The organism is Methyloversatilis sp. (assembly GCF_030696805.1).
GTDB lineage: Bacteria > Pseudomonadota > Gammaproteobacteria > Burkholderiales > Rhodocyclaceae > Methyloversatilis.
Genome location: NZ_JAUYRO010000019.1, coordinates 1 through 18787, shown reverse-complemented (window position 1 = coordinate 18787; position 18787 = coordinate 1). Strand labels below are relative to the sequence as shown.

Sequence of the window (18787 nt, the reverse complement as noted above, 5' to 3'; positions counted from 1 at the left end):
CCTCAACCCCGCTTCCTGCAGGCATGGGCCATCAGCCTGGAGCCGCCGCCACACTCGCACAGTTCATCGTCACTGATCTTGAAATTATTCATGCGCATCGAATGGAAACGTTCGAAATAGGGTTTGATCTTCTTTTCGATACCGATATCGAATTCGGGCTTCACGGCATGCGTGCCGCCGCGCACCACCTTGACGATACGGCCGTCACGCACCACCAGTTCGCCGTCCTTGAACACCAGTTCCGGTTTTTCGAACATGCGCTCGCGGTCGGCGTCTTCCTTGTAGACCACGATGTCGGCAGCAGCGCCCGGCGCCAGATGGCCGCGATCCGCCAGGCCGATCAGCTTCGCCGGACCGGCGCGCGTCATGATTGCGATCTCGTACAGCGAATATTCGCGGTCGAGACCCGCCAGATTGCTCATCGCGCGCGCATCCGGGTTGATCGTGTCGAGCATCGCGCTGCGGAAGCTGCGGTCCATCAGCAGCTTGATCAGGTGCGGATAGGTCGTGAACGGTGCGCCATTCGGGTGATCGGTGGTCAGGAAAATGCGCCACGGGTCATCGACCATCAGGAAGATTTCCAGGCCGATGGCCCACTGTAGTGCATTGACGAAGTTCTGGTCCTTGTACTTGAACGGCACGACGCCGCAGCCGGCGTCGCACTCGATGTCCATGATGACCGACTTCTTCGGCGAGCCGTGACCGGCATTGCGGTACTGCACCATGTTGTCGCCGGACGCGGTCACCGTCTGGCCGAACAGGATCTGGCCGACGTCGGCCGACACGTTCTTCTTCTGGTTGATCGCCTCGGCGATGCGCGCGGCGGCGCTGGAAAACTTGCGCTCGCCCTCGGTGCCGTAGCTGTGGAACTGGATGTGCGTCAGATGGACGGGCAGGCCTTCCGCAGCATCCATGGTGCCCAGCGTGGTATCCACATTGCCCGGCACGCCCAGATTGCTGGCATGCACGTGCAGCGGCTTGGCCACCCCGAGGTCATGCACCGCGCGCGACAGCACCTTCACGATCTCGCGCGGCGTGATGCCGTAGAAGGCGTTCTGCTCGTCGAGGTCGAGCTTGCGCTGGTTGAACTTGAAGGCGGAGATCGCACCCGGGTTCACCACCTTGATGCCGACCGTCTGCGTCGCGTGCAGCGTCCATGCCACGTAGTCGTTGATCGCCTGCTGGTCTTCCTTTGCCGCCAGCATTCGCAGCAGGAAGTCGTCGCTGCCGAGCATGGCGTAGCCGCCGGTGTCCAGCATCGGCGTGTCGCCCATTTCCATGTGGGCCTGGCGCGCATTGACCGGCAGCAACGCCGGTTCAAACGCCGCGGTGTAGCCCATTTCGGCATAACGGTAGCCGGCCGCCAGCGTGCCCGGTGCGGCGTGACCGCAGCTTGAACGCGTCAAGTCGGTGCGCTCGACCGGGTCGCCACCATGGTCTTCCGGCAGCATTTCGCGTGCGATGTTCACCTTTCCGCCGCCGATGTGGCTGTGCATGTCGATCGCGCCCGACATGACGATGCGGCCGGAAATGTTGTACTCGGCGCTGATCCTGTCGTGTGCATCCGGCGCGGCGATCAACCGGCCGTCGCGGATGTAGAGGTCGCGCACCTGGTCGTCGACGCCATTTGCCGGATCGATCACCCGGCCGCCGGTCAGCTTGATGACGCTCACGACTGCACCTCCTTCATACGGGTTGCGATGGCAACCGCCACTTCGCCGGCTGCCGGCAGCGCGCTCTTGCGCAGCGCCTGCAGCGGCAGCGTCACGACCTTGTCGGTACGCACAAAATGACCGGTGTGATGCATGCCCGGCGTGGCGACCGGAATGTAGACCTGCGGTTCGCTCGCCAGCTTCAGCGATGGTGGGGCAATCACGATGGTCGGCATGCCGGTGACCGGAGGCGCCTGCAGGTCATTCAGGCTGGACAGCCACACCAGTGCATCCGCTTCACCGGTCGCCAGCAGGCGCTCGATGCCGTTGTGCAGCGGGTCGAACTTCGGCGCGCCGCTGGCGTAACTGGTGCGCATCGGATAGCCGGTCTGCCAGATATGCACGGCCGCCATCGACAGGTCGCCATCGTTGCCGGCCAGCGGCAGGCTGTTGCAGCGGGTGATGACATTGAGCCGACGCACCAGCGACCCGATGGCGCCCACGTTGAGATCGAGCTGCGACATGTCGAACGTCGAACCCTCCCACACGACCACGCTGTACTTCGCGCCCAGCAACGCGTCGGCAAGCTCCTGCCAGCGCGCCAGCGCGATGCCCAGCGGTGCGTCACCGTCCACCGGCTGCTGCGCCACCAGCGCGTTGAGCACCGACAGCGCCTCGGGCATGCGACTGCAGTCGAAGTCGAACACATCGGGCGCACGCCCATCCGGCGAGCGACCCGGCGTCGTATCAAGTGCGCCGCCGAGATAGACGATGCGCCGACTGGCCGGCTGCAGGTCGAACATGGTTTCCTTTACCCACACGCAGCGCTCGAAGAAGCGCGGCTGCACGCTGACCGCATCGGTGCCGACCAGCAGGATCAGGTCGGCGCGATTCTTCACTTCGGCCAGCGTGGTGATGATGCCGCCGCCGTCCTGGACCACGCGGCTGGCGCGCCAGCCGAATTCATTGTTCATGTGGTCGATGACACCACCGGCCTGATCGACCAGTTCCATCGCACCGCGCGCGCCGCTCACATCGAGCGCCATGCCGCCGAACACCGGCTGGGCCGACGCGGCGAGCAGACGGGCCGCTTCGGCACAGGCTTCGTCCAGCGAGGCCGCACGCCCGGCAATGCGCGGCGTCGCGGCGCTCGATTCCGCGCTCAGGCGAGCAAAACCGCTTACCGCCCGATCGCAGCCATGGGCCACCACCGCCAGCGCAGCGCCGGCGGTATCGACGCTCAGGTCGTCGCAGGCATGTCCGCACAGCGGACACGCCACCTCGGTGACGACAGTCGAAGTCGCTTCATGGGTCATGAATCATCCGTTTCATCAGTTGGGTCGTACGCAGCACTCGTCACGATACAACATGCAAAAAGCCGTTGCGGACCGACCTTCCGGTGCCGCAGTGCAGCATCGGAGCCACGACGAACGCGTGAGATCAGTCTGTTTCACATGCGATACAGCACGATCCGAAAACGACGTCGCCCGGCAGCACCAGACTCCGCTGCTGCACCACATCATCCAAGCCTTCCCTGTGTTGCGGGCGAATTTGGGATAATCGGTGCTCTCCGGACCATGATTGACGCGATGAACCCAAGAAATGCAACCGCCGCCGCCCTGACCGTCCGGGCCCCCGCGCGTCTGCACCTGGGCTTCATCGATCTCGATGGCAGCATGGGGCGGCGCTTCGGCAGCGTCGGCCTGACGCTGAACGGGCTGAGCACCGTGGTCGAGATCGAGCCCTCCGACACGCTTCAGGTGATTGGCCACGATGCCGAACGCGCCCACCGCTACGCTCTTGACCTGAGCACGCGCTTCGACCTGCCGCCGGCACGCATCACGCTTACCGATGCCATTCCGTCGCATTCGGGCCTGGGCTCCGGCACCCAGCTTGCCCTCGCGGTCGGCATGGCACTGGCGCGGCTGTACGGTCTCAACCTGGATTCACGCGAAATCGCCAGCCTGCTAGACCGCGGCGCGCGCTCGGGCATCGGTATCGGTAGTTTCGATGGCGGCGGCTTCATCGTCGATGGCGGTCGCGGCGCCGTGGATGCGCCGCCGCCTATCATTGCGCAGATGCGCTTTCCCGCCGCTTGGCGCATGGTGCTGATTTTCGATCACGCTTGCAGCGGCCTGCACGGCAGTGCCGAAAAGGAAGCATTCCGCGTGCTGCCGCCCTACGCGCCCGGCGTGGCTGACCGGCTCAGCCGGCTGGTGCTGATGCGCGCACTGCCGGCGCTGGCGGAAGAAGACATCGACCTGTTCGGCGCAGCAATCAACGAACTGCAGCACTGCGTGGGTGATTATTTCTCGCCGGCACAGGGTGGCCGATACACCAGCAAGCAGGCCGGCGAGGTTGCGCTGACGCTGCAGGAACTGGGCGCGACCTGCATCGGCCAGAGTTCATGGGGGCCGACCGGCTTCGCACTGGCCGCATCGGAAGCTGATGCGCAGGCCATGGTCAAGGCGGTCCGCGAACGCTACGCGGATGCGCCCGGGCTCGAACTGATGATTTGTGCTGCACGCAACGAAGGCGCGCAATGGACATCACGACAGACTTCAACTGCTGCCGCGACCAGCCGTGAATAAGTACCGGGCTCGCTTATGGCCCACGCAAGCACGCACCTGACAACGACGTAACCAGAGTACGCAGCCTTCGGGCGGAAAGAGTGAGACAGACCATGGAAAACCCCTACATCCTTCACATGTTCAGCCCGACCAACAACATCAGCCCGTTCGACGTGAACATGGCGTGCGATGCGGGCTACCAGGTTCTGATGCCCTACTCCGGCGTCGGCCTCGACCAGATCTACGGCCTGACGCAGGACGCGATCTTTTCGCGCGGCCCCAATGGCGTGAAGCGCACCGGCCTGTTCATCGGTGGCCGTGACATCGGTCTGGCGGCCGACATGCTGGACGCCTGCCGCAATGCGATGGTGCCGCCGTTCGAAGTGTCGGTGTTTGCCGACCCGAGTGGCGCCTTCACCACCGCCGCCGCGCTGGTCGCCTGTGTCGAACGGCAGCTGCGCAAGGCGCACAACACCGAACTCGAAGGCAAGACCGTGCTGGTCCTGGGCGGAACGGGCCCGGTGGGTACCGCTGCAGCCGTACTCGCCTCGAGCGCCGGCGCCAAGGTGCTGGTCGGCAGCCATTCGAGCGCCATGCGCGCCCGCGTCGCCTCCGAAGTGGTGAATACCCGCTACGGTTCGTCGGTGCTGCCGGTCGAGGCAGGTTCGAACGAACAGAAGGAAAACCTGATGCCGCAGGCCAACATCATCCTGTGTACGGCGAAGGCCGGCATCCAGGTGCTGAGCAAGGCGCAGCTGATGTCCGCGACCTCGCTGCTGGTGGCCGCCGACGTCAACGCGGTGCCGCCGGCTGGCGTCGAAGGTCTGGGCGTGATGGACGACGGCAAGCCGCTGGAATCCGGTTCGGGCAAGGCGGTCGGCATCGGGGCACTGGCCATCGGCAACGTGAAGTACCTGTGCCAGCGCGGACTGTTCCAGCGCATGATCAATACCGACAAGCCGGTCTATCTCGACTTCCGCGACGCCTTCGCCACCGCCCGCGAGCTGGTGGCCTGACCGGGCCGGGCTGGAAGCGTCGCCGGTGCCGCACTGGCTCATCGTGTCGGGCAGCGCGCGCGCGCTGGCGCAATCGTGCGTCGCTGCGGGCTCGACCTGCGACGTGATTGACCCGTTTGCTGACACCGACACGGTGGCGCTTGCCCGACGGACCGTCCGGGCCGGTTTTCACGATGGCGCCTTCGGTGACGACCTGCCGTCTCTGATCGCCGGGATGGCTGGACACTGGGACGGCATCATTGCCGGTTCGGGCTTCGAACGACGACCGGACCTGCTGTCTGCGCTGGACTTCGTACTCCCCGCATCGGCCCCGCGCATCGGCAACACTGCGGTGACCGTACAACGCTGCAAGACGCCGGACACGCTGACCGTCGGCCTGCAGCAAGCGGGCGTGCGCTTTGCGACGATGCGCAGCAAAGGCCGGGCGCCCGACGGCTGGCTGATGAAACAGACCGGTGCCTGCGGCGGCGCGCATGTTCGCCCGGCGCGCAGCGGCGAAACGATATCGGTGGGCTGGCACGCGCAGGCGTATGTCGCAGGTGTTCCGGCTTCGGTGCTGTTTCTCGCCGACGGCCATTGCTGCCGCATCGTCGGTGTCAGCCGGCAGTTTCCCGGGGCGATTGCCGGGCCGCATGCCTGGTGCGAAGCGGTGAGTGACCTGCCGCTCGACGATGTGCAGCAGGCCGCGCTGGAACGTGACGTCGATGCCATCGTGCGGGCGTTCGGACTGCGCGGTCTGAACGGAGCCGATCTGGTGCTGGAGGGTGGCCGGCATGTGTTGCTGGAGATCAACCCGCGGCCGACCGCGACCCTTGCTCTGTACGAGGACCGGGTTGAAGGCGGCCTGTTCGCGGCCCATGTCGCCGCCTGTGCCGGGCAACTCGACGACCTGGCCATGTCGCCGGCACGCACCCTGCGCGGCCTGCGCGTGGTCTATGCGCCGCACGACCTGATGGTCGGCGACGGCGTCCGTTGGCCCGAGGACTGCACCGATCTGCCGGCCGCCGGCAGCTTCGTTGCGAAGGCAACGCCGGTCTGCACCGCTTACGCGGCGGGCCATGACGAAAACAGCGTTCGCGCGCAGTTGCAGCGACGCGAGAGTGAAGTGCTGCATCGGATCGCTCCACTCACCAGAGCGGTCGCAACAGACCATAACAAAGATCTTGTACTCCCGAGGAGAAGCGCATGAGCACTGCAGAACACGGACCGGTACTGACCGGCGCCCAGCCCAGCGTGGGCCGATACGTGATGGATCTGGTGGAAGGCCTGGTGCGCGACGCCGACGCGCTGCGCGTCAAGGTTGACCCGCTGCCCGGCGGCGGCCGCGTCATCGACGCCGGCATTCACTGCCACGGTGGCATCGAAGCCGGTCGCCGCATCACTGAAATCTGCATGGGCGGACTGGGCACTGCGACCTTCAACACGCGCGATGCGCACTGGCCGCTGACCATCAACGTGCATTCCACGCATCCGGTCGTCGCCTGCCTGGCCAGCCAGTACGCCGGCTGGAGCCTTTCGCACGGCGAAGGCAAGGACGCCTTCCATGCGCTCGGTTCAGGCCCCGGTCGCGCACTGGCGGTCAAGGAGCCCTTGTTTGCCGAGCTCGGCTACAAGGACGACGCGAAGCACGCCGTACTGGTGCTCGAAGTCGATCGCCAGCCGCCGACCGAAGTGCTGGCCAAGATCCGCCGCGACTGTGGTGTCGCCGACGATGCCGTCACGCTCATCCTGACGCCGACGCGCAGCCTGGCCGGCACGGTGCAGGTGGTCGGCCGCGTACTCGAAGTGGCGCTGCACAAGGTGCATGCGCTGGGCTTCCCGCTGTCCCAGGTGGTCGATGGTTCGGCGAGCGCACCGGTCGCGCCGCCGGCGCCCGATTTCCTCAACGCGATGGGCCGCACCAACGACGCCATCCTGTTCGGTGGCGTGGCACAACTCTATGTGGACAGCGACGACGATTCGGCCGCCGATCTGGCGCACAGGCTGCCGTCTTCATCGTCGCGCGACTACGGCCGTCCGTTCGCCGAAGTGTTCAAGGAAGTGAAGTACGACTTCTACAAGATCGACCCGATGTTGTTCGCCCCAGCGCGTGTCATCGTCAGCAACCTGCGCACCGGCAAGAGCTTCCGCGCCGGCCAGATCAACGCCGAACTGCTCGCCCGTTCGTTCGGCGAGGGCAAGTAAGCGTCATGGGTGCGCAGCAGGCCGACATCGCCATCGTCACCGACGAGCCGGGCTGGCACGGCAAGCGCCTGGTCGAGGCTTTCCGGGCGCGCGGCCTGCTGGCGCGCTATGTCAGTCTGGGCGAATGCCACATCGACCTGCAGCGCGGCGTGTCGGGTGTCGTCATGCCCGGCTTCGAACAGACGTTGCCGCAGGCCGTGTTCGTGCGCGGTGTGGCCGGCGGCACGCTGCAGCAGGTGGTGTTGCGCATGGATTTCCTGCACTACCTGGGCGAACTGGGCATTCCGGTCTACAACCACGCCCGCGCCATCGAAAAAAGCGTCGACAAGGCGATGACCAGCGTGCTGCTGCACCACGCCGGCATCCCGACGCCGCCGACCTGGGTGGCCGAGGGCGAAAGCGAGGCGCGCGCGGTGCTGATGCGCGAATTCGCCGCCGGTCACGACGTGCTGGTCAAGCCGCTGTTCGGCTCGCAGGGTGAAGGCATCGTGCGTCTGACGGCCGGCGACGCGCTGCCCGACGCCGAAAGCGTCGGCCACGTGTGGTACATGCAGCGCTACAGCGCTCGCACGCGCGACGCACTTGGCGAGTGGAGCGACTGGCGCGTCATGGTGATCGACGGCAAGCCGGTTGCCGGCATGCTGCGCAAGGGCCGCAGCTGGCTGAACAATGTGTCGCAGGGCGGACGCTGCGAAGCCATTCCGCCGGACGAAGCGCTGACCCGCCTGGCCGTCGACGCGGCCCGTGCCACCGGCATGGACTACGCCGGCGTCGATATCCTGCGCGACGACCACGGCCGGCTCACCGTGCTTGAAGTCAACAGCATCCCGGCCTGGAAGGGGCTGCAGGGCGTCACCAGCCTGAACATCGCGCAGGCGCTGGCGGACGACCTGCTGCGCCGCTGCCCGGCAGCGGGCGAGATCGCATGCTGATGACGCCGCCGCCTGACACCGTCCGGATTGCGCTTCAGACGGAACTGGAAAGTGCCTTCGTGCACGCCTGCCGGCTGGACGTCGAGGCGCTGAAACCGGGCAATGTCGGCCACCATGGTTCCGGTCACCGCATGCAGGTGGCCGATTTCATCGCCAGCGCCGAAGCAGCCGCCGGGCCGATCTGTCGCGCGGACGCGACGGTCGGCGAACGCATCGAGGATGCGATGCGCGCGACCTGGCAGGCGGTCGGCTGCAACACCAATCTGGGCATCGTGCTGGGCTGCGCGCCGATCGCCCATGCTGCGTTGCACCGCGAGCCGGACGAGGGTTTGTGGGCGTCGCTGCAACGCACGCTGTCCGGCCTCACTGTCACCGACGCGTCACACGCTTATGAGGCAATCCGTCTGGCACGACCGGCCGGACTGGGCCGGCGAAACGATCACGATGTGGCGGGCGATGCGCGGATCACGCTGATGCAGGCGATGCAGCTTGCTGCACACCGCGACAGCATCGCTTCGCTGTACGCAAACCGATACGAACTGGTGCGCCGCCACCTGCTGCCGGTCCATCTGGCGGCGCGTGAACGATGGTGCAGTGAAGCATGGGCAGCGGCCACAGTGTTCATGTTCTGTCTCGCATTGATTCCCGACACCCACATCATGCGCAAACATGGTCCGGAAACGGCGCTATCGATACGCAACACGGCGATACGCCTGCTGGACGGGTTTGAACGGGCGGATGATCCGGTTATGATGCAAAACACGCTGATGGAATGGGATGAACGTCTGAAAACCGCAGGCATCAATCCCGGAACGAGCGCAGACCTGACGGTTGTGACGGCCTTCCTGGCCAGCGCGCTGGAACTGGCGGGCGCATGACGAAGCCAGGGCGCAACTAAAGGCTGGAAAGCATCACAAAGGCACCGGAAGTGCACCACAACGAAGTTTTTATCCTGTGTTTCGTACCCCGGAACGCGGGCTACCACAGGGGGTAAACCCCTATAACTTGCCTAGTAATGAGGAGATTCGATATGGCGAAGATTAATGGTCTGTGTGTTGGTGAATCCCTGGTTGGTGACGGCAATGAAGTCGCTCACATCGACCTGATCATGGGCCCGCGTGGCAGCGCTGCTGAATCCGCTTTCGCCAACGCCCTGGTCAACAACAAGGACGGTTTCACGTCCCTGCTGGCCGTCGTTGCACCGAACCTGCTGTGCAAGCCGGCAACGGTCATGTTCAACAAGGTCACCATCAAGGGCGCCAAGCAGGCTGTCCAGATGTTTGGCCCGGCACAGCGCGGCGTTGCAATGGCCGTCGCCGACAGCGTTGCTGACGGCACGATCCCGGCTGACGAAGCCGACAACCTGTTCATCTGCGTTGGCGTGTTCATCCACTGGATGGCCGAAGACGACGCAAAGATTCAGGATTACAACTACCGCGCGGTCAAGGAATCGATCGCTCGCGCTGTTGCCGGTACCCCGACCGCTGCTGAAGTGGTTGCCAAGAAGGGTTCGGCCACGCACCCGTTCGCCGCAAACTAAGCTTCACGGCTTCGTTGCGAAAAACGCCTCCGGCCTTGCGGCCGGAGGCGTTTTTTTTGGCCGGGGCAAAAGAAGGTCATCGGATCGCCCCGGCACATAGTGGAGGCTACACTGCGGCGCAGAGGCTGCCCGCAGGTCAGCGATTCCAACGAAGGGAACTTCATGATCGATCTCTACACCGCGGCCACACCCAACGGCCACAAGGTTTCCATCGCGCTGGAAGAACTTGCGCTGCCCTACACGGTGCATGCGCTGTCGCTGTCGGCGCGCGACCAGAAGGAACCGTGGTTCCTTGCAATCAATCCGAACGGTCGCATTCCCGCCATCATCGATCGTGCGGAGGACGACTTCGCGGTATTCGAATCGGGCGCCATCCTGATCTATCTGGCGGAAAAAACCGGCCGGCTGATGCCGTCGGACATGAAGGGCCGTTCGCGCGTGCTGCAGTGGTTGATGTTCCAGATGGGTGGTGTCGGCCCGATGATGGGTCAGGCCAACGTATTCTTCCGTTATTTTCCGGAAAAGCTTCAGCAGGTCATCGACCGCTACCAGGGTGAGTCGATGCGGTTGTTCCGCGTGCTGGACGGCCATCTGAAGGATCACGAGTTCCTGGCTGGCGACTATTCGATCGCCGACATCGCGAACTGGGCGTGGGTGCGCACCTATCCGTGGTCGGGCCTGAACGTCGACGAACTGCCGCACCTCAAGCGCTGGCTCGATGTCATCGACGCGCGCCCCGCGGCGCAGCGCGGCGTGGTGATTCCGCCGTCCGACATTGATCTGGCAAAGCCCGAGGGCGACAAGGCGGACGCCTTCGTTCAGGGCGCGCGAAACATGGTCGAAACCGGGAAATCGAGGAAGGACGGGGTCTGACCGGCGTACCGCGAGCGGTGCCCGGCGGACACCTGTGCCTCAGGTATCCGCCGTCGTGCCGCGACGTCAGGCGAAGGTGTCGTCGAACAGGCGTTCTGCCCACTTGAACATCTGTTCGAAGTTCTTCGTCGAATGCCGTTCCGCTTCGCCGAAGGCAGCATCGACGCGCTTCATCAGCCCGCTGCCGGCGTCGTAGGCGAACACCGCGTTCAGCCACGAGGCCGTCGTGTAGGTGATGGGGCTGTAACAGGCCGAATTGAGCACCAGGCTGGACAGCCTCGCCGGCTCATCGATCGGCCAGCCGTTGAGCAGGCGCACGACCGCGTCGGCGCACACCTTGGCTTCACCGTTGGCGATGTGGCCGGCCTTCGGCAAACCGCTGCCCTGCGCATCGCCGATGACGTGAATACCGGGGGCGACCTCGGATTCGAAAGACAGCGGATCCACGCCGGCCCAGCGCCCGCCGACGTTGGCCAGACCGAGTTGATGCACGATCGGTGCCGCGGTATTGCGTGGAATGTGGTTGAGCACGTCGCAGCGGTAGGCGACTTCGCTGCTGCCGTTGCGCACCCACGCCACGCGCCGGTTGCCCTCGAAGCTGACCCGCACCACTTCCGCATTCGGCACATATTGGAGCCGGCCGGCGTACAGCACGTTGAAGGCATTCAGGAAAGCCGCAGGCTCGGCCTGGATGACCGGGTTCGCGTCCAGCACGATGATTTTCGAGCGCGGCTTCTTGCGCTGCAGATAATCCGCAATGACACAGGCCCGCTCGTAAGGGCCGGGCGGGCAGCGGTACGGTGCTTTCGGAATCGTCAGGATGACGGTCGCGCCGTTCGCCATCTTCATAAGCTGGTCGCGCAGCGTGAGCGTCTGGCTGCCGGCAATCCAGGCGTGCGGCACCATGGCCTGCAGGGCCGGCGTGCCCAGGCCGGGTACCGGATCGAAGCCGATACCGGGCGCAACGATGAGGCGATCGAAGGCCAGGGTCGAACCGCTGGCCAGATCGAGTTTGCCGGCGACCGGATCAGCGGCGACCGCCCGGTCGCGCACCAGTTCGACGCCATAGCGCTGATGCAGCGTCGAGTGGTTGAAACCCAGCGCCGAATACTTGACGCGATCGTTCAGCACCAGATTGCTGAGGATGCACGACACATGCGTTGCGTCGGGCTCGACCAGGCTGACCGACACACCTGGGCCGCCCCACTGCGCAACGTATTTGGCTGCGGTTGCGCCGGCGAAACCACCGCCGACCACCACGACCCGCGAGGTCGCGGCACGCGCGTTGCGCACATGGCCCAGCAAGGGCAATGCGGTTGCTCCGGAGGCTGCCTTGAGGAAGGTTCTGCGATTGAAATTCATGGACATGTTCTCCCTCAGCGACGCGTGGTCGACGACACGCGCCGACCGCTGGCCGACTTCACCTTGGCGCGATGCTCGGACTCGTCTTCGTCGTCATCACTGCTGCCACCGCTGACCGGCGAACCGGCATTGATGGCAAACCATTGCGCAATGCGCTGGATCTGCGCGTCGTCGTAGCCACGTGCCTGCAGATGCATGATGTTCTTCGCGCCGGCCTTGGCCCGCATCTCGAGCATCTCTTCGGCGATTTCGGCCGCGGTTTCACCGGTCAGGCGGTCGAATCCGCCCCGACCGGTGCGGTCGGCGGCATGACAACCGAGGCATTGCGACGCCAGGAGCCTGTCGTCCTCGGGTGCAGCCAGCGCAAGCGCTGACCATGCATACAGCGCCAGCGCCACACTTTTTCCCATCTTCTGCATTGCGTCTCTCCTCGGTTGGAACAAGGGAAACGGTCTCACGCAGCTAAAGACCCTTCATTAAGTAGGGGTTATCGCAAGATTAAATCTTGTCCAGACGGAATCTCTGGAAGCGGCAGCACTGCATACGTCGACGATGAAGACACGCAGCACGATCGGCCGGTGCGTGAAGAAACGTCAAAACGGCGCTGATCCGGCTTGAGCGGCGCGCTTGCGGGTTCAGGCGCAGGCCCACGCAACCGTTACAAGCTCAACCACGCACAAGAACGTGCTGGCGCGGATTCCCCGGGCACCGGCCCGAGGCCGGACCGAAGCGGGGGCGACCATGAACCAGGCCAGTCGCAGCAGAAACAGACGCACCGCAGAACACCCGATCCAGGACCGCAACACGGCGGTCCTTTCCGCAGTGAATGCAGGCGTGCGCCACCCCGATCCGCTGACGACGATAGCCATGCGCAACGTGGCGCCGGACGACCACGTCGCCGACGTGATCGCCACGGCAAGGCGCGAAAATCTGATCATCGTCACCAACGGTCAGCGATTCGCGCTGTGTTCGGTGATTCCGGCAGGTTGGCGGTCCTTCGGGCCGCGCGAGTACGCACCGCCCCTGATGCCCTGAACCGCTGCACGGATCTGAGCGGCCGACGGTGATCGAGGCTTGAGCAGATTGTCCTATTCGCTAACCGGGTGGCGCGGCGCCCGGCGTATTGCCCGCATCCGGTCTGCCGGTGCCCGCCGCGCCGCCGTTGCGCGCCACCATGTGCCGCGCCACTGTTTCGTAAAGCGGCTGGCTGAAGATGCGCGACACCCCCGATGACAGCAGCGATACCGCCATCAGGCCAATCACCACCGAGTAGCCGTCGACCATTTCCATCACGATGATGAAAGAGGTGATCGGCGACTGGGTCACCGCGGCGAGAAAGCCGGCCATGCACAGCACCAGCAGCATGCCGGGCGCGTCCTGCTGGCCGATCAGCGGCGCGAGGTCGTGGCCGATGCCGGCACCGATCGCAAGGCTTGGCGCAAAGATGCCGCCCGGCAGGCCGGACAGGTAGGCGATCAGCGTGGCGAGGAATTTGGCCGGGCCGTAGTACCACTCGAGCGACGTGTCGCCTTCGAGCAGCGCCCGTGTTTCGCCGTAGCCGCTGCCGAAGCTGCTGCCGCCGGTGACGTAGCCCAGTGCGGCGACCAGCAGGCCGCAGGCGGCGGCAAAGCGGATCGGATGATCGCGCCGATAATCCGCCATCCGTCCCTTCCACGACGTCGAACTGATGATGAGCATGCGCGAGAAAAGGCCGCCCGCCACACCGCACACCAGCGCGGTGATGGCCACGGCAAGCGCCATTTCACGGTCGGTACCGGCGATGGCGATCTGGCCGAAGTAGCTCGCCTTGCCGAGAAAGGCCTGCGACACGATGCCGGCTAGCACAATGGCGGTGATGATCAGACCGCTCATGCGCGACTCGACATTGCGCGACAGCGTTTCGATGGCGAACACGATTCCGGCCAGCGGCGTGTTGAACGCCGCAGCGATGCCGGCCGCACCGCCGGCGACCAGCATGTGGGTACGCGGAATGTGCAGGCCGCCCGGCAGCAGCCGGTGCATCGCATTGAGCATCGATGCGCCGATCTGTACCGTCGGGCCTTCCCGGCCCAAAGAGAATCCGCTGCCGACAGCCGCCGTGCCGATGACGATCTTGCCGAGGATGATGCGCAGCGACAGCAGCGGCTTCCAGCTTCGATCTTCCGGGCGCGACATTTCGGCAATGGTCTGCGGAATGCCGCTGCCTTCGGCTCCGGGAAACCAGCGCCGCGTCGCCCACACGCACAGCGCACCGCCGAGCGGCGTCAGCAGGAAGGGCCACCAGGGGTTTTCGCTTGCCATGGCCCGGAAGTGGTGGATGGCCAGGTCCGACAACTGCGCAAAGCCGACCGCCAGCATGCCCACCACGACGGCACCACCCCACAGCACGAGACGGCCGAGCCATACCTTGAAATAGGCCTGGTTGCGCCGGCGCAGCGCCGGGTACCTGAAATCGAGCCAGGCAAGCCGCAGTCGGGCGCGCAAGGCAGACAGCGATAACCACAGCGAAGACTTCTGACGCATCGTTTGAATCCGTAAGCAGGGTAAGGCGCAGCGCGGCACGGGGGATGCCTGCAGAACGCAAGATGCATGCCGCCGGCCGCGACGCCTGCATAGCGACTGTAACCGCGTTGAAGCGGCGGAATGGCCACGAATATGCCGGAAAGCCGCGCAAGCGATGCAGCTTGATGCACCATACGGGGGCATTCGAACCCGCCGCAGCGGCCACCCATGGAGATGCCCAGATGAAATCCACCGCCCGCGGCATCGCGGTCGCACCCCATCACCTGGCCAGCGAATCGGCGCGCGACGTGCTGCGCGAAGGCGGCAACGCAATCGAAGCCATGATCGCAGCCGCCGCGACCATCGCCGTCGTCTATCCGCACATGAACGCGCTCGGCGGCGACGGTTTCTGGCTGATCGCCGAACCGGGCCAGGCCCCGCGCGCGATCGACGCCTGCGGCGCTGCCGCCGTCATTGCCAGCCGCACCTGGTACGCCGATCACGACGTGCGCGACCGCCTGCCGACACGCGGCCCGCTGGCTGCGCTGACGATGGCCGGCACGGTGTCGGGCTGGCAGCTGGCGCTTGAAGCGGCGGCTCAGGCGGGCGGGCACCTGCCACTGTCGCGCCTGCTGCGCGATGCCGAACACCATGCGCGGACCGGCACGCACGTTTCGCGCAGCCTGGCAAACGGCCTGCGCACGAAACAGGACGAACTGCGCCACCAGCCCGGCTTCGCCGCGCATTTCATGACGCACAAAACGGTGCCACAGGCCGGCGACCTGCTGTACCAGCCACGCCTTGCCGACACACTCGCCCAACTGGCGCGCGCCGGACTTGAAGATTTCTACCGCGGCGACCTGGCGCGACGCATGGCCGCCGCGCTGGGGGCGGCTGGAAGCCCGCTGCGCCTGTCCGACTTCCTGACCCATCGCGCGCAGTGGCGCACGCCCTTGAAGCTCGAGCACAGCCTGGGCCACGTCTACAACACACCGCCGCCCACCCAGGGTCTTCTGTCGCTGCTGATACTCGGCCAGCTCGACCGCCTCGGACTCGACGGCCTGCATGGCCAGTCAGCCGAATTCATCCATCGCGCGGTCGAGGCGACGCGCCAGGCGTTCGTGATCCGCGACCGTCACCTGACCGATCCGGCGCGCATGCGTACGGACGCGCAGTCGCTGCTGTCGGACGAATGCCTCGACATGCTGGCCGACGGCATCGACCTGCAGCGCGCCGGTGGCTGGGTCAGCGGTGCGCCGGGCGATACGGTGTGGATGGGTGTGGTCGACGCTGAAGGTCGTGCAGTGAGCTTCATCCAGAGCATCTACCACGAGTTCGGCAGCGGCGTGATCGCCGGCGACACCGGCGTGCTGTGGCAGAACCGGGGCATCAGCTTTTCGCTGGCGATCGGCGCGCTCAACGCGCTGGAACCCTGCCGCAAGCCGTTCCACACGCTCAACCCGCCGATCGCCCAGCTGGCTGACGGGCGCACGGTGGTCTACGGTTCGATGGGTGGCGACGGACAGCCGCAGTTCCAGGCCGCCGTGCTGCTGCGCCACCTGCTGTTCGGTGACAGCGTGACCGCCGCAGTCGCCGCGCCGCGCTGGCTGCTGGGCCGCACCTGGGGTTCGGACAGCGACACCCTGAAACTGGAGTCGCGCTTTGCGCCCGAGGTGTTCGACGCGCTGCGCAAGCGGGGTCATGTGGTCGAGTCGCTGCTCGAGTTCGATGAAAGCGCCGGCCACGCCGGCCTCATCGTGCGCCACCCCGACGGCCGCATCGAAGGCGCCGCCGACCCGCGCTCGGATGGTTCGGTCGAGTACGCCTGAGGCAAACGCCCGGTAAGGACAGCCGACCGAAACCGGTCGTCTGCGCATGTCCAACCGCCGGAGTGCGTTCATGTCGCTGCGCCTTGCCACCCTCACCCTGCTCGCCGCCACCCTCGCGCCGATCGCACGCGCCGAGACGACACCGGTTGCCCAGACCTGCCAGGTCACCCGCAACTGGGTGCCGGTGGTCGAGCTGTACACCTCGCAAGGCTGCAGCAGTTGCCCGCCGGCCGACGACTGGCTGCGTTCGCTGAAGCAGGCGGCCGACGCGCAGCAGGTCGTGCCACTGGCCTTCCATGTCGATTACTGGGACTACCTCGGCTGGCGCGATCCGTACTCGTCCGGCGCGCATTCGGCGCGACAGCGACGGCTGGCGCGCGCCGAGGGCGGCAGCGTGGTCTACACACCGCAGGTCAGGCTGTCGGGCGAGGATTTTCGCGGCTGGCGCTCGGCTGACGCGGTGCAATCGATGCTGGCGCGCAAGGTGCCGCCACCGGCCGCTGACGTGATGCTGTCGATCGATGTGCGCGGCAACCTGCTCAAGGTCGATGCACGCACCGCTCTGCCCGGCGACACGGTGGGCTACGTCGCCGTGTATGAACGCATGCTGGGATCGAAGATTTCAGGCGGCGAGAATGCGGGTCGCACATTGCAGCACGACTTCGTCGTGCGCACCCTGATCGGCCCGTTCACGCCTGACGCACAGGGGCAGTTCAATCTGGTGCGCGACATCGCGCTCGACCCGGCCTGGAAGCGCGCCGATCTTGGCGTGGCGCTGTTGCAGGCCGATGCCGACTCCGGCGCTGCGTTGCTCGGTGCTTCGCTTGCGCTGTGCGGAGCGCCAGCTTCAGCGCGTTGACTTCCAGCGCGCCACGCCGATGAGCGCGTGAAACAGCGCTTCGACCGACATCGGGCTGGACGCGGCTGGCCTGGATCAGTCGGACGAGCATCGATTTCTCCTCGGGTCGCGTTGCCGGTTTGTGTATAAGGATTCTCGCAGTTCGCGCGGCCGTACGATGAACGATTGTGCAGCGCCACGCCCGCAGCCGGTCGACCGGTAGAATGGCGGCCTTATTCCGTTGTCCGTCTCACATGTCCATCCAGTGGTTCCCCGGTCACATGACCGCCGCGCGCAAGCACGCGACCGACGCGATGAAATCGGTCGACGTGGTGGTCGAGGTGCTCGATGCACGCCTGCCCGACGCGAGCAGCAATCCGCTGATCCACGCCATCCGCACCCACCGCAATCGGCCCTGCCTGAAGCTGCTGAACAAGGCCGACCTTGCCGACCCGGAGGCGACGGCAGCCTGGCTGAAGCACTTCAACGCCCAGCCGAACACGAAGGCGGTGTCGATTTCGGCGCGCAAGCCCGGCGACGCGAAGCGCATCGAACAGCTTGCGCAGTCGCTCGCGCCGCACCGCGACGACAACCTCAAACCGCTGCGCCTCATCATCATGGGCATCCCCAACGTCGGCAAATCGACGCTGATGAATGCGCTGGTGAAGAAGCATGTGGCCGCGACCGGCGACGAGCCGGCGATCACCAAGAGCATCCAGCGCATCCATCTGACACCGCGGCTCACGCTGTACGACACGCCCGGCCTGATGTGGCCGAAGATCGAGCACGAAAGCGACGGTCTGATGCTGGCGGCCAGCCATGCCATCGGCCGCAACGCCATCATCGACGAAGAGGTCGCGACCTTTCTCGGCAATCTGCTGCAGGCGAAGTACCCGGCACTGATGACGGCCCGGTACGGCTGCACGCCCGACATGGACGGCGTGTCGGTCATCCAGCACATCGCCGCCCGGCGCGGCTACCGCATCAAGGGCGGCGCGCCCGACTACGAAAAGGCGTCGTTCACCCTGCTGCAGGACTACCGAGACGGCGCCATCGGCCGCGTCAGCCTCGAAACTCCGGAATCGCGCGCCCGGATGCTGGCGGCCGACCGCGCGGCCAAGGCAGAAAAGGCACGGCAGAAGGCGCCGGACGACACGGCATCGCCGGAACCGTAGGAGCGAGCCCTGTCCGCGATGCGTTCGTAATCAAGCGACATGGCAGGCGCGAAGACCTGATCGCGGACAGGGTCCGCTCCTACGAGAAGCAACACCGTCGCGGTTTTCTTAGGAGCCTGCCCAGCAGGCGATGCGGTCTTCGGACACGCGACAGCGCTTGATCAGCGTGCGGATCGCGGACAGGGTCCGCTCCTTGTATGTTTAATCCTGTAGCCGAATGGCTGCACAGAGATTGATCACCGGGGAGGCCGTCCGCTCCTTGAGGCAGCCTTTGGCTGACCTCGTTCGTAGATTGGCCCCCCGCCCCATTGCTG

General features: G+C 65.6%; 17 protein-coding genes. 12 read left to right on the top strand and 5 right to left on the bottom strand.

Features of this window, described 5'->3' with window-relative positions; all coding sequences use genetic code 11:
• Positions 1-2 precede the first annotated feature (2 nt).
• Both Q8R75_RS02385 and Q8R75_RS02380 read right to left on the bottom strand, forming a co-directional pair.
• The gene (locus tag Q8R75_RS02385; protein WP_305626147.1) at positions 3-1673 is read right to left on the bottom strand and encodes a formylmethanofuran dehydrogenase subunit A; all 1671 of its coding nucleotides are present in this window, start codon (positions 1671-1673) and stop codon (positions 3-5) included.
• Positions 1670-2968 carry a formyltransferase gene (locus Q8R75_RS02380; protein ID WP_305614192.1) on the bottom strand — a complete coding sequence of 433 codons (1299 nt, stop codon included), beginning with the start codon at positions 2966-2968 and terminating at the stop codon, positions 1670-1672. The genes Q8R75_RS02385 and Q8R75_RS02380 overlap by 4 nt, the downstream gene beginning before the upstream one ends.
• Positions 2969-3241: 273 nt before the next feature.
• Between Q8R75_RS02380 and Q8R75_RS02375 the strand changes: the two genes are divergently transcribed.
• From Q8R75_RS02375 to Q8R75_RS02340, 8 genes are all read left to right on the top strand, one after another.
• On the top strand, positions 3242-4243 hold the full coding sequence (locus Q8R75_RS02375) for a beta-ribofuranosylaminobenzene 5'-phosphate synthase family protein (protein ID WP_305614193.1): 1002 nt from the start codon (positions 3242-3244) through the stop codon (positions 4241-4243).
• 92 nt (positions 4244-4335) lie between these two features.
• Positions 4336-5238: an NAD(P)-dependent methylenetetrahydromethanopterin dehydrogenase gene (locus tag Q8R75_RS02370; protein ID WP_257094913.1), complete on the top strand. Its 903-nt coding sequence runs from the start codon at positions 4336-4338 to the stop codon at positions 5236-5238.
• 25 nt (positions 5239-5263) lie between these two features.
• On the top strand, positions 5264-6427 hold the full coding sequence (locus Q8R75_RS02365) for an ATP-grasp domain-containing protein (RefSeq protein WP_305614194.1): 1164 nt from the start codon (positions 5264-5266) through the stop codon (positions 6425-6427).
• Positions 6424-7422: a methenyltetrahydromethanopterin cyclohydrolase gene (gene mch, locus Q8R75_RS02360; RefSeq protein WP_305614195.1), complete on the top strand. Its 999-nt coding sequence runs from the start codon at positions 6424-6426 to the stop codon at positions 7420-7422. The genes Q8R75_RS02365 and mch overlap by 4 nt, the downstream gene beginning before the upstream one ends.
• 5 nt (positions 7423-7427) lie before the next feature.
• Entirely contained in the window at positions 7428-8354 is a 927-nt protein-coding gene (locus tag Q8R75_RS02355) for a RimK family alpha-L-glutamate ligase (RefSeq protein WP_305614196.1), read from the top strand.
• Positions 8348-9232 carry a triphosphoribosyl-dephospho-CoA synthase gene (locus tag Q8R75_RS02350; RefSeq protein ID WP_305614197.1) on the top strand — a complete coding sequence of 295 codons (885 nt, stop codon included), beginning with the start codon at positions 8348-8350 and terminating at the stop codon, positions 9230-9232. Before Q8R75_RS02355 ends, Q8R75_RS02350 begins: the two co-directional genes overlap by 7 nt.
• 152 nt (positions 9233-9384) lie before the next feature.
• Positions 9385-9894, top strand: a complete 510-nt coding sequence (fae, locus tag Q8R75_RS02345; RefSeq protein WP_069040068.1) for a formaldehyde-activating enzyme — start codon at positions 9385-9387, stop codon at positions 9892-9894.
• Positions 9895-10056: 162 nt separating this feature from the next.
• Entirely contained in the window at positions 10057-10767 is a 711-nt protein-coding gene (locus tag Q8R75_RS02340) for a glutathione S-transferase N-terminal domain-containing protein (protein ID WP_305614198.1), read from the top strand.
• A gap of 66 nt (positions 10768-10833) precedes the next feature.
• Here Q8R75_RS02340 and Q8R75_RS02335 read toward each other — a convergent pair whose 3' ends face one another.
• Together Q8R75_RS02335 and Q8R75_RS02330 are read right to left on the bottom strand one after the other, a co-directional pair.
• Positions 10834-12129, bottom strand: a complete 1296-nt coding sequence (locus tag Q8R75_RS02335; RefSeq protein ID WP_305614199.1) for an FAD/NAD(P)-binding oxidoreductase — start codon at positions 12127-12129, stop codon at positions 10834-10836.
• A gap of 14 nt (positions 12130-12143) precedes the next feature.
• The gene (locus Q8R75_RS02330; RefSeq protein ID WP_305614200.1) at positions 12144-12548 is read right to left on the bottom strand and encodes a hypothetical protein; all 405 of its coding nucleotides are present in this window, start codon (positions 12546-12548) and stop codon (positions 12144-12146) included.
• Positions 12549-12870: 322 nt separating this feature from the next.
• Here Q8R75_RS02330 and Q8R75_RS02325 point away from each other — a divergent pair, with 322 nt between their 5' ends.
• Entirely contained in the window at positions 12871-13164 is a 294-nt protein-coding gene (locus Q8R75_RS02325) for a hypothetical protein (protein ID WP_305614201.1), read from the top strand.
• Between the two features lie 60 nt (positions 13165-13224).
• Here the strand turns inward: Q8R75_RS02325 and Q8R75_RS02320 are convergent, their stop codons facing one another.
• Positions 13225-14652, bottom strand: coding sequence for a chloride channel protein (locus tag Q8R75_RS02320; RefSeq protein ID WP_305614202.1), 1428 nt, complete (start codon positions 14650-14652; stop codon positions 13225-13227).
• 221 nt (positions 14653-14873) lie between these two features.
• Here Q8R75_RS02320 and Q8R75_RS02315 point away from each other — a divergent pair, with 221 nt between their 5' ends.
• The 3 genes from Q8R75_RS02315 to ylqF all read left to right on the top strand — a co-directional run bounded on the left by Q8R75_RS02315 (position 14874) and on the right by ylqF (position 18473).
• Positions 14874-16460 (top strand): gamma-glutamyltransferase, encoded by a 1587-nt coding sequence (locus tag Q8R75_RS02315; protein ID WP_305626148.1) that lies wholly within the window; start codon positions 14874-14876, stop codon positions 16458-16460.
• 70 nt (positions 16461-16530) lie between these two features.
• The gene (locus Q8R75_RS02310; protein WP_305614204.1) at positions 16531-17319 is read left to right on the top strand and encodes a DUF1223 domain-containing protein; all 789 of its coding nucleotides are present in this window, start codon (positions 16531-16533) and stop codon (positions 17317-17319) included.
• Positions 17320-17552: 233 nt separating this feature from the next.
• A complete protein-coding gene (gene ylqF, locus Q8R75_RS02305) occupies positions 17553-18473 on the top strand; it encodes a ribosome biogenesis GTPase YlqF (protein ID WP_305614205.1) in 921 nt (306 codons plus the stop codon).
• The last annotated feature ends 314 nt before the right edge of the window (positions 18474-18787 follow it).

Excerpts from the sequence above, each read along its gene's own strand:
- Q8R75_RS02380 (WP_305614192.1), bottom strand. The coding sequence starts at position 2,968 with ATGACCCATGAAGCGACTTCGACTGTCGTCACCGAGGTGGCGTGTCCG.
- Q8R75_RS02375 (WP_305614193.1), top strand. The coding sequence starts at position 3,242 with ATGAACCCAAGAAATGCAACCGCCGCCGCCCTGACCGTCCGGGCCCCC.
- Q8R75_RS02370 (WP_257094913.1), top strand. The coding sequence starts at position 4,336 with ATGGAAAACCCCTACATCCTTCACATGTTCAGCCCGACCAACAACATC.
- mch (WP_305614195.1), top strand. The coding sequence starts at position 6,424 with ATGAGCACTGCAGAACACGGACCGGTACTGACCGGCGCCCAGCCCAGC.
- Q8R75_RS02355 (WP_305614196.1), top strand. The coding sequence starts at position 7,428 with ATGGGTGCGCAGCAGGCCGACATCGCCATCGTCACCGACGAGCCGGGC.
- Q8R75_RS02350 (WP_305614197.1), top strand. The coding sequence starts at position 8,348 with ATGCTGATGACGCCGCCGCCTGACACCGTCCGGATTGCGCTTCAGACG.
- fae (WP_069040068.1), top strand. The coding sequence starts at position 9,385 with ATGGCGAAGATTAATGGTCTGTGTGTTGGTGAATCCCTGGTTGGTGAC.
- Q8R75_RS02340 (WP_305614198.1), top strand. The coding sequence starts at position 10,057 with ATGATCGATCTCTACACCGCGGCCACACCCAACGGCCACAAGGTTTCC.
- Q8R75_RS02335 (WP_305614199.1), bottom strand. The coding sequence starts at position 12,129 with ATGAATTTCAATCGCAGAACCTTCCTCAAGGCAGCCTCCGGAGCAACC.
- Q8R75_RS02330 (WP_305614200.1), bottom strand. The coding sequence starts at position 12,548 with ATGCAGAAGATGGGAAAAAGTGTGGCGCTGGCGCTGTATGCATGGTCA.
- Q8R75_RS02325 (WP_305614201.1), top strand. The coding sequence starts at position 12,871 with ATGAACCAGGCCAGTCGCAGCAGAAACAGACGCACCGCAGAACACCCG.
- Q8R75_RS02320 (WP_305614202.1), bottom strand. The coding sequence starts at position 14,652 with ATGCGTCAGAAGTCTTCGCTGTGGTTATCGCTGTCTGCCTTGCGCGCC.
- Q8R75_RS02315 (WP_305626148.1), top strand. The coding sequence starts at position 14,874 with ATGAAATCCACCGCCCGCGGCATCGCGGTCGCACCCCATCACCTGGCC.
- Q8R75_RS02310 (WP_305614204.1), top strand. The coding sequence starts at position 16,531 with ATGTCGCTGCGCCTTGCCACCCTCACCCTGCTCGCCGCCACCCTCGCG.
- ylqF (WP_305614205.1), top strand. The coding sequence starts at position 17,553 with ATGTCCATCCAGTGGTTCCCCGGTCACATGACCGCCGCGCGCAAGCAC.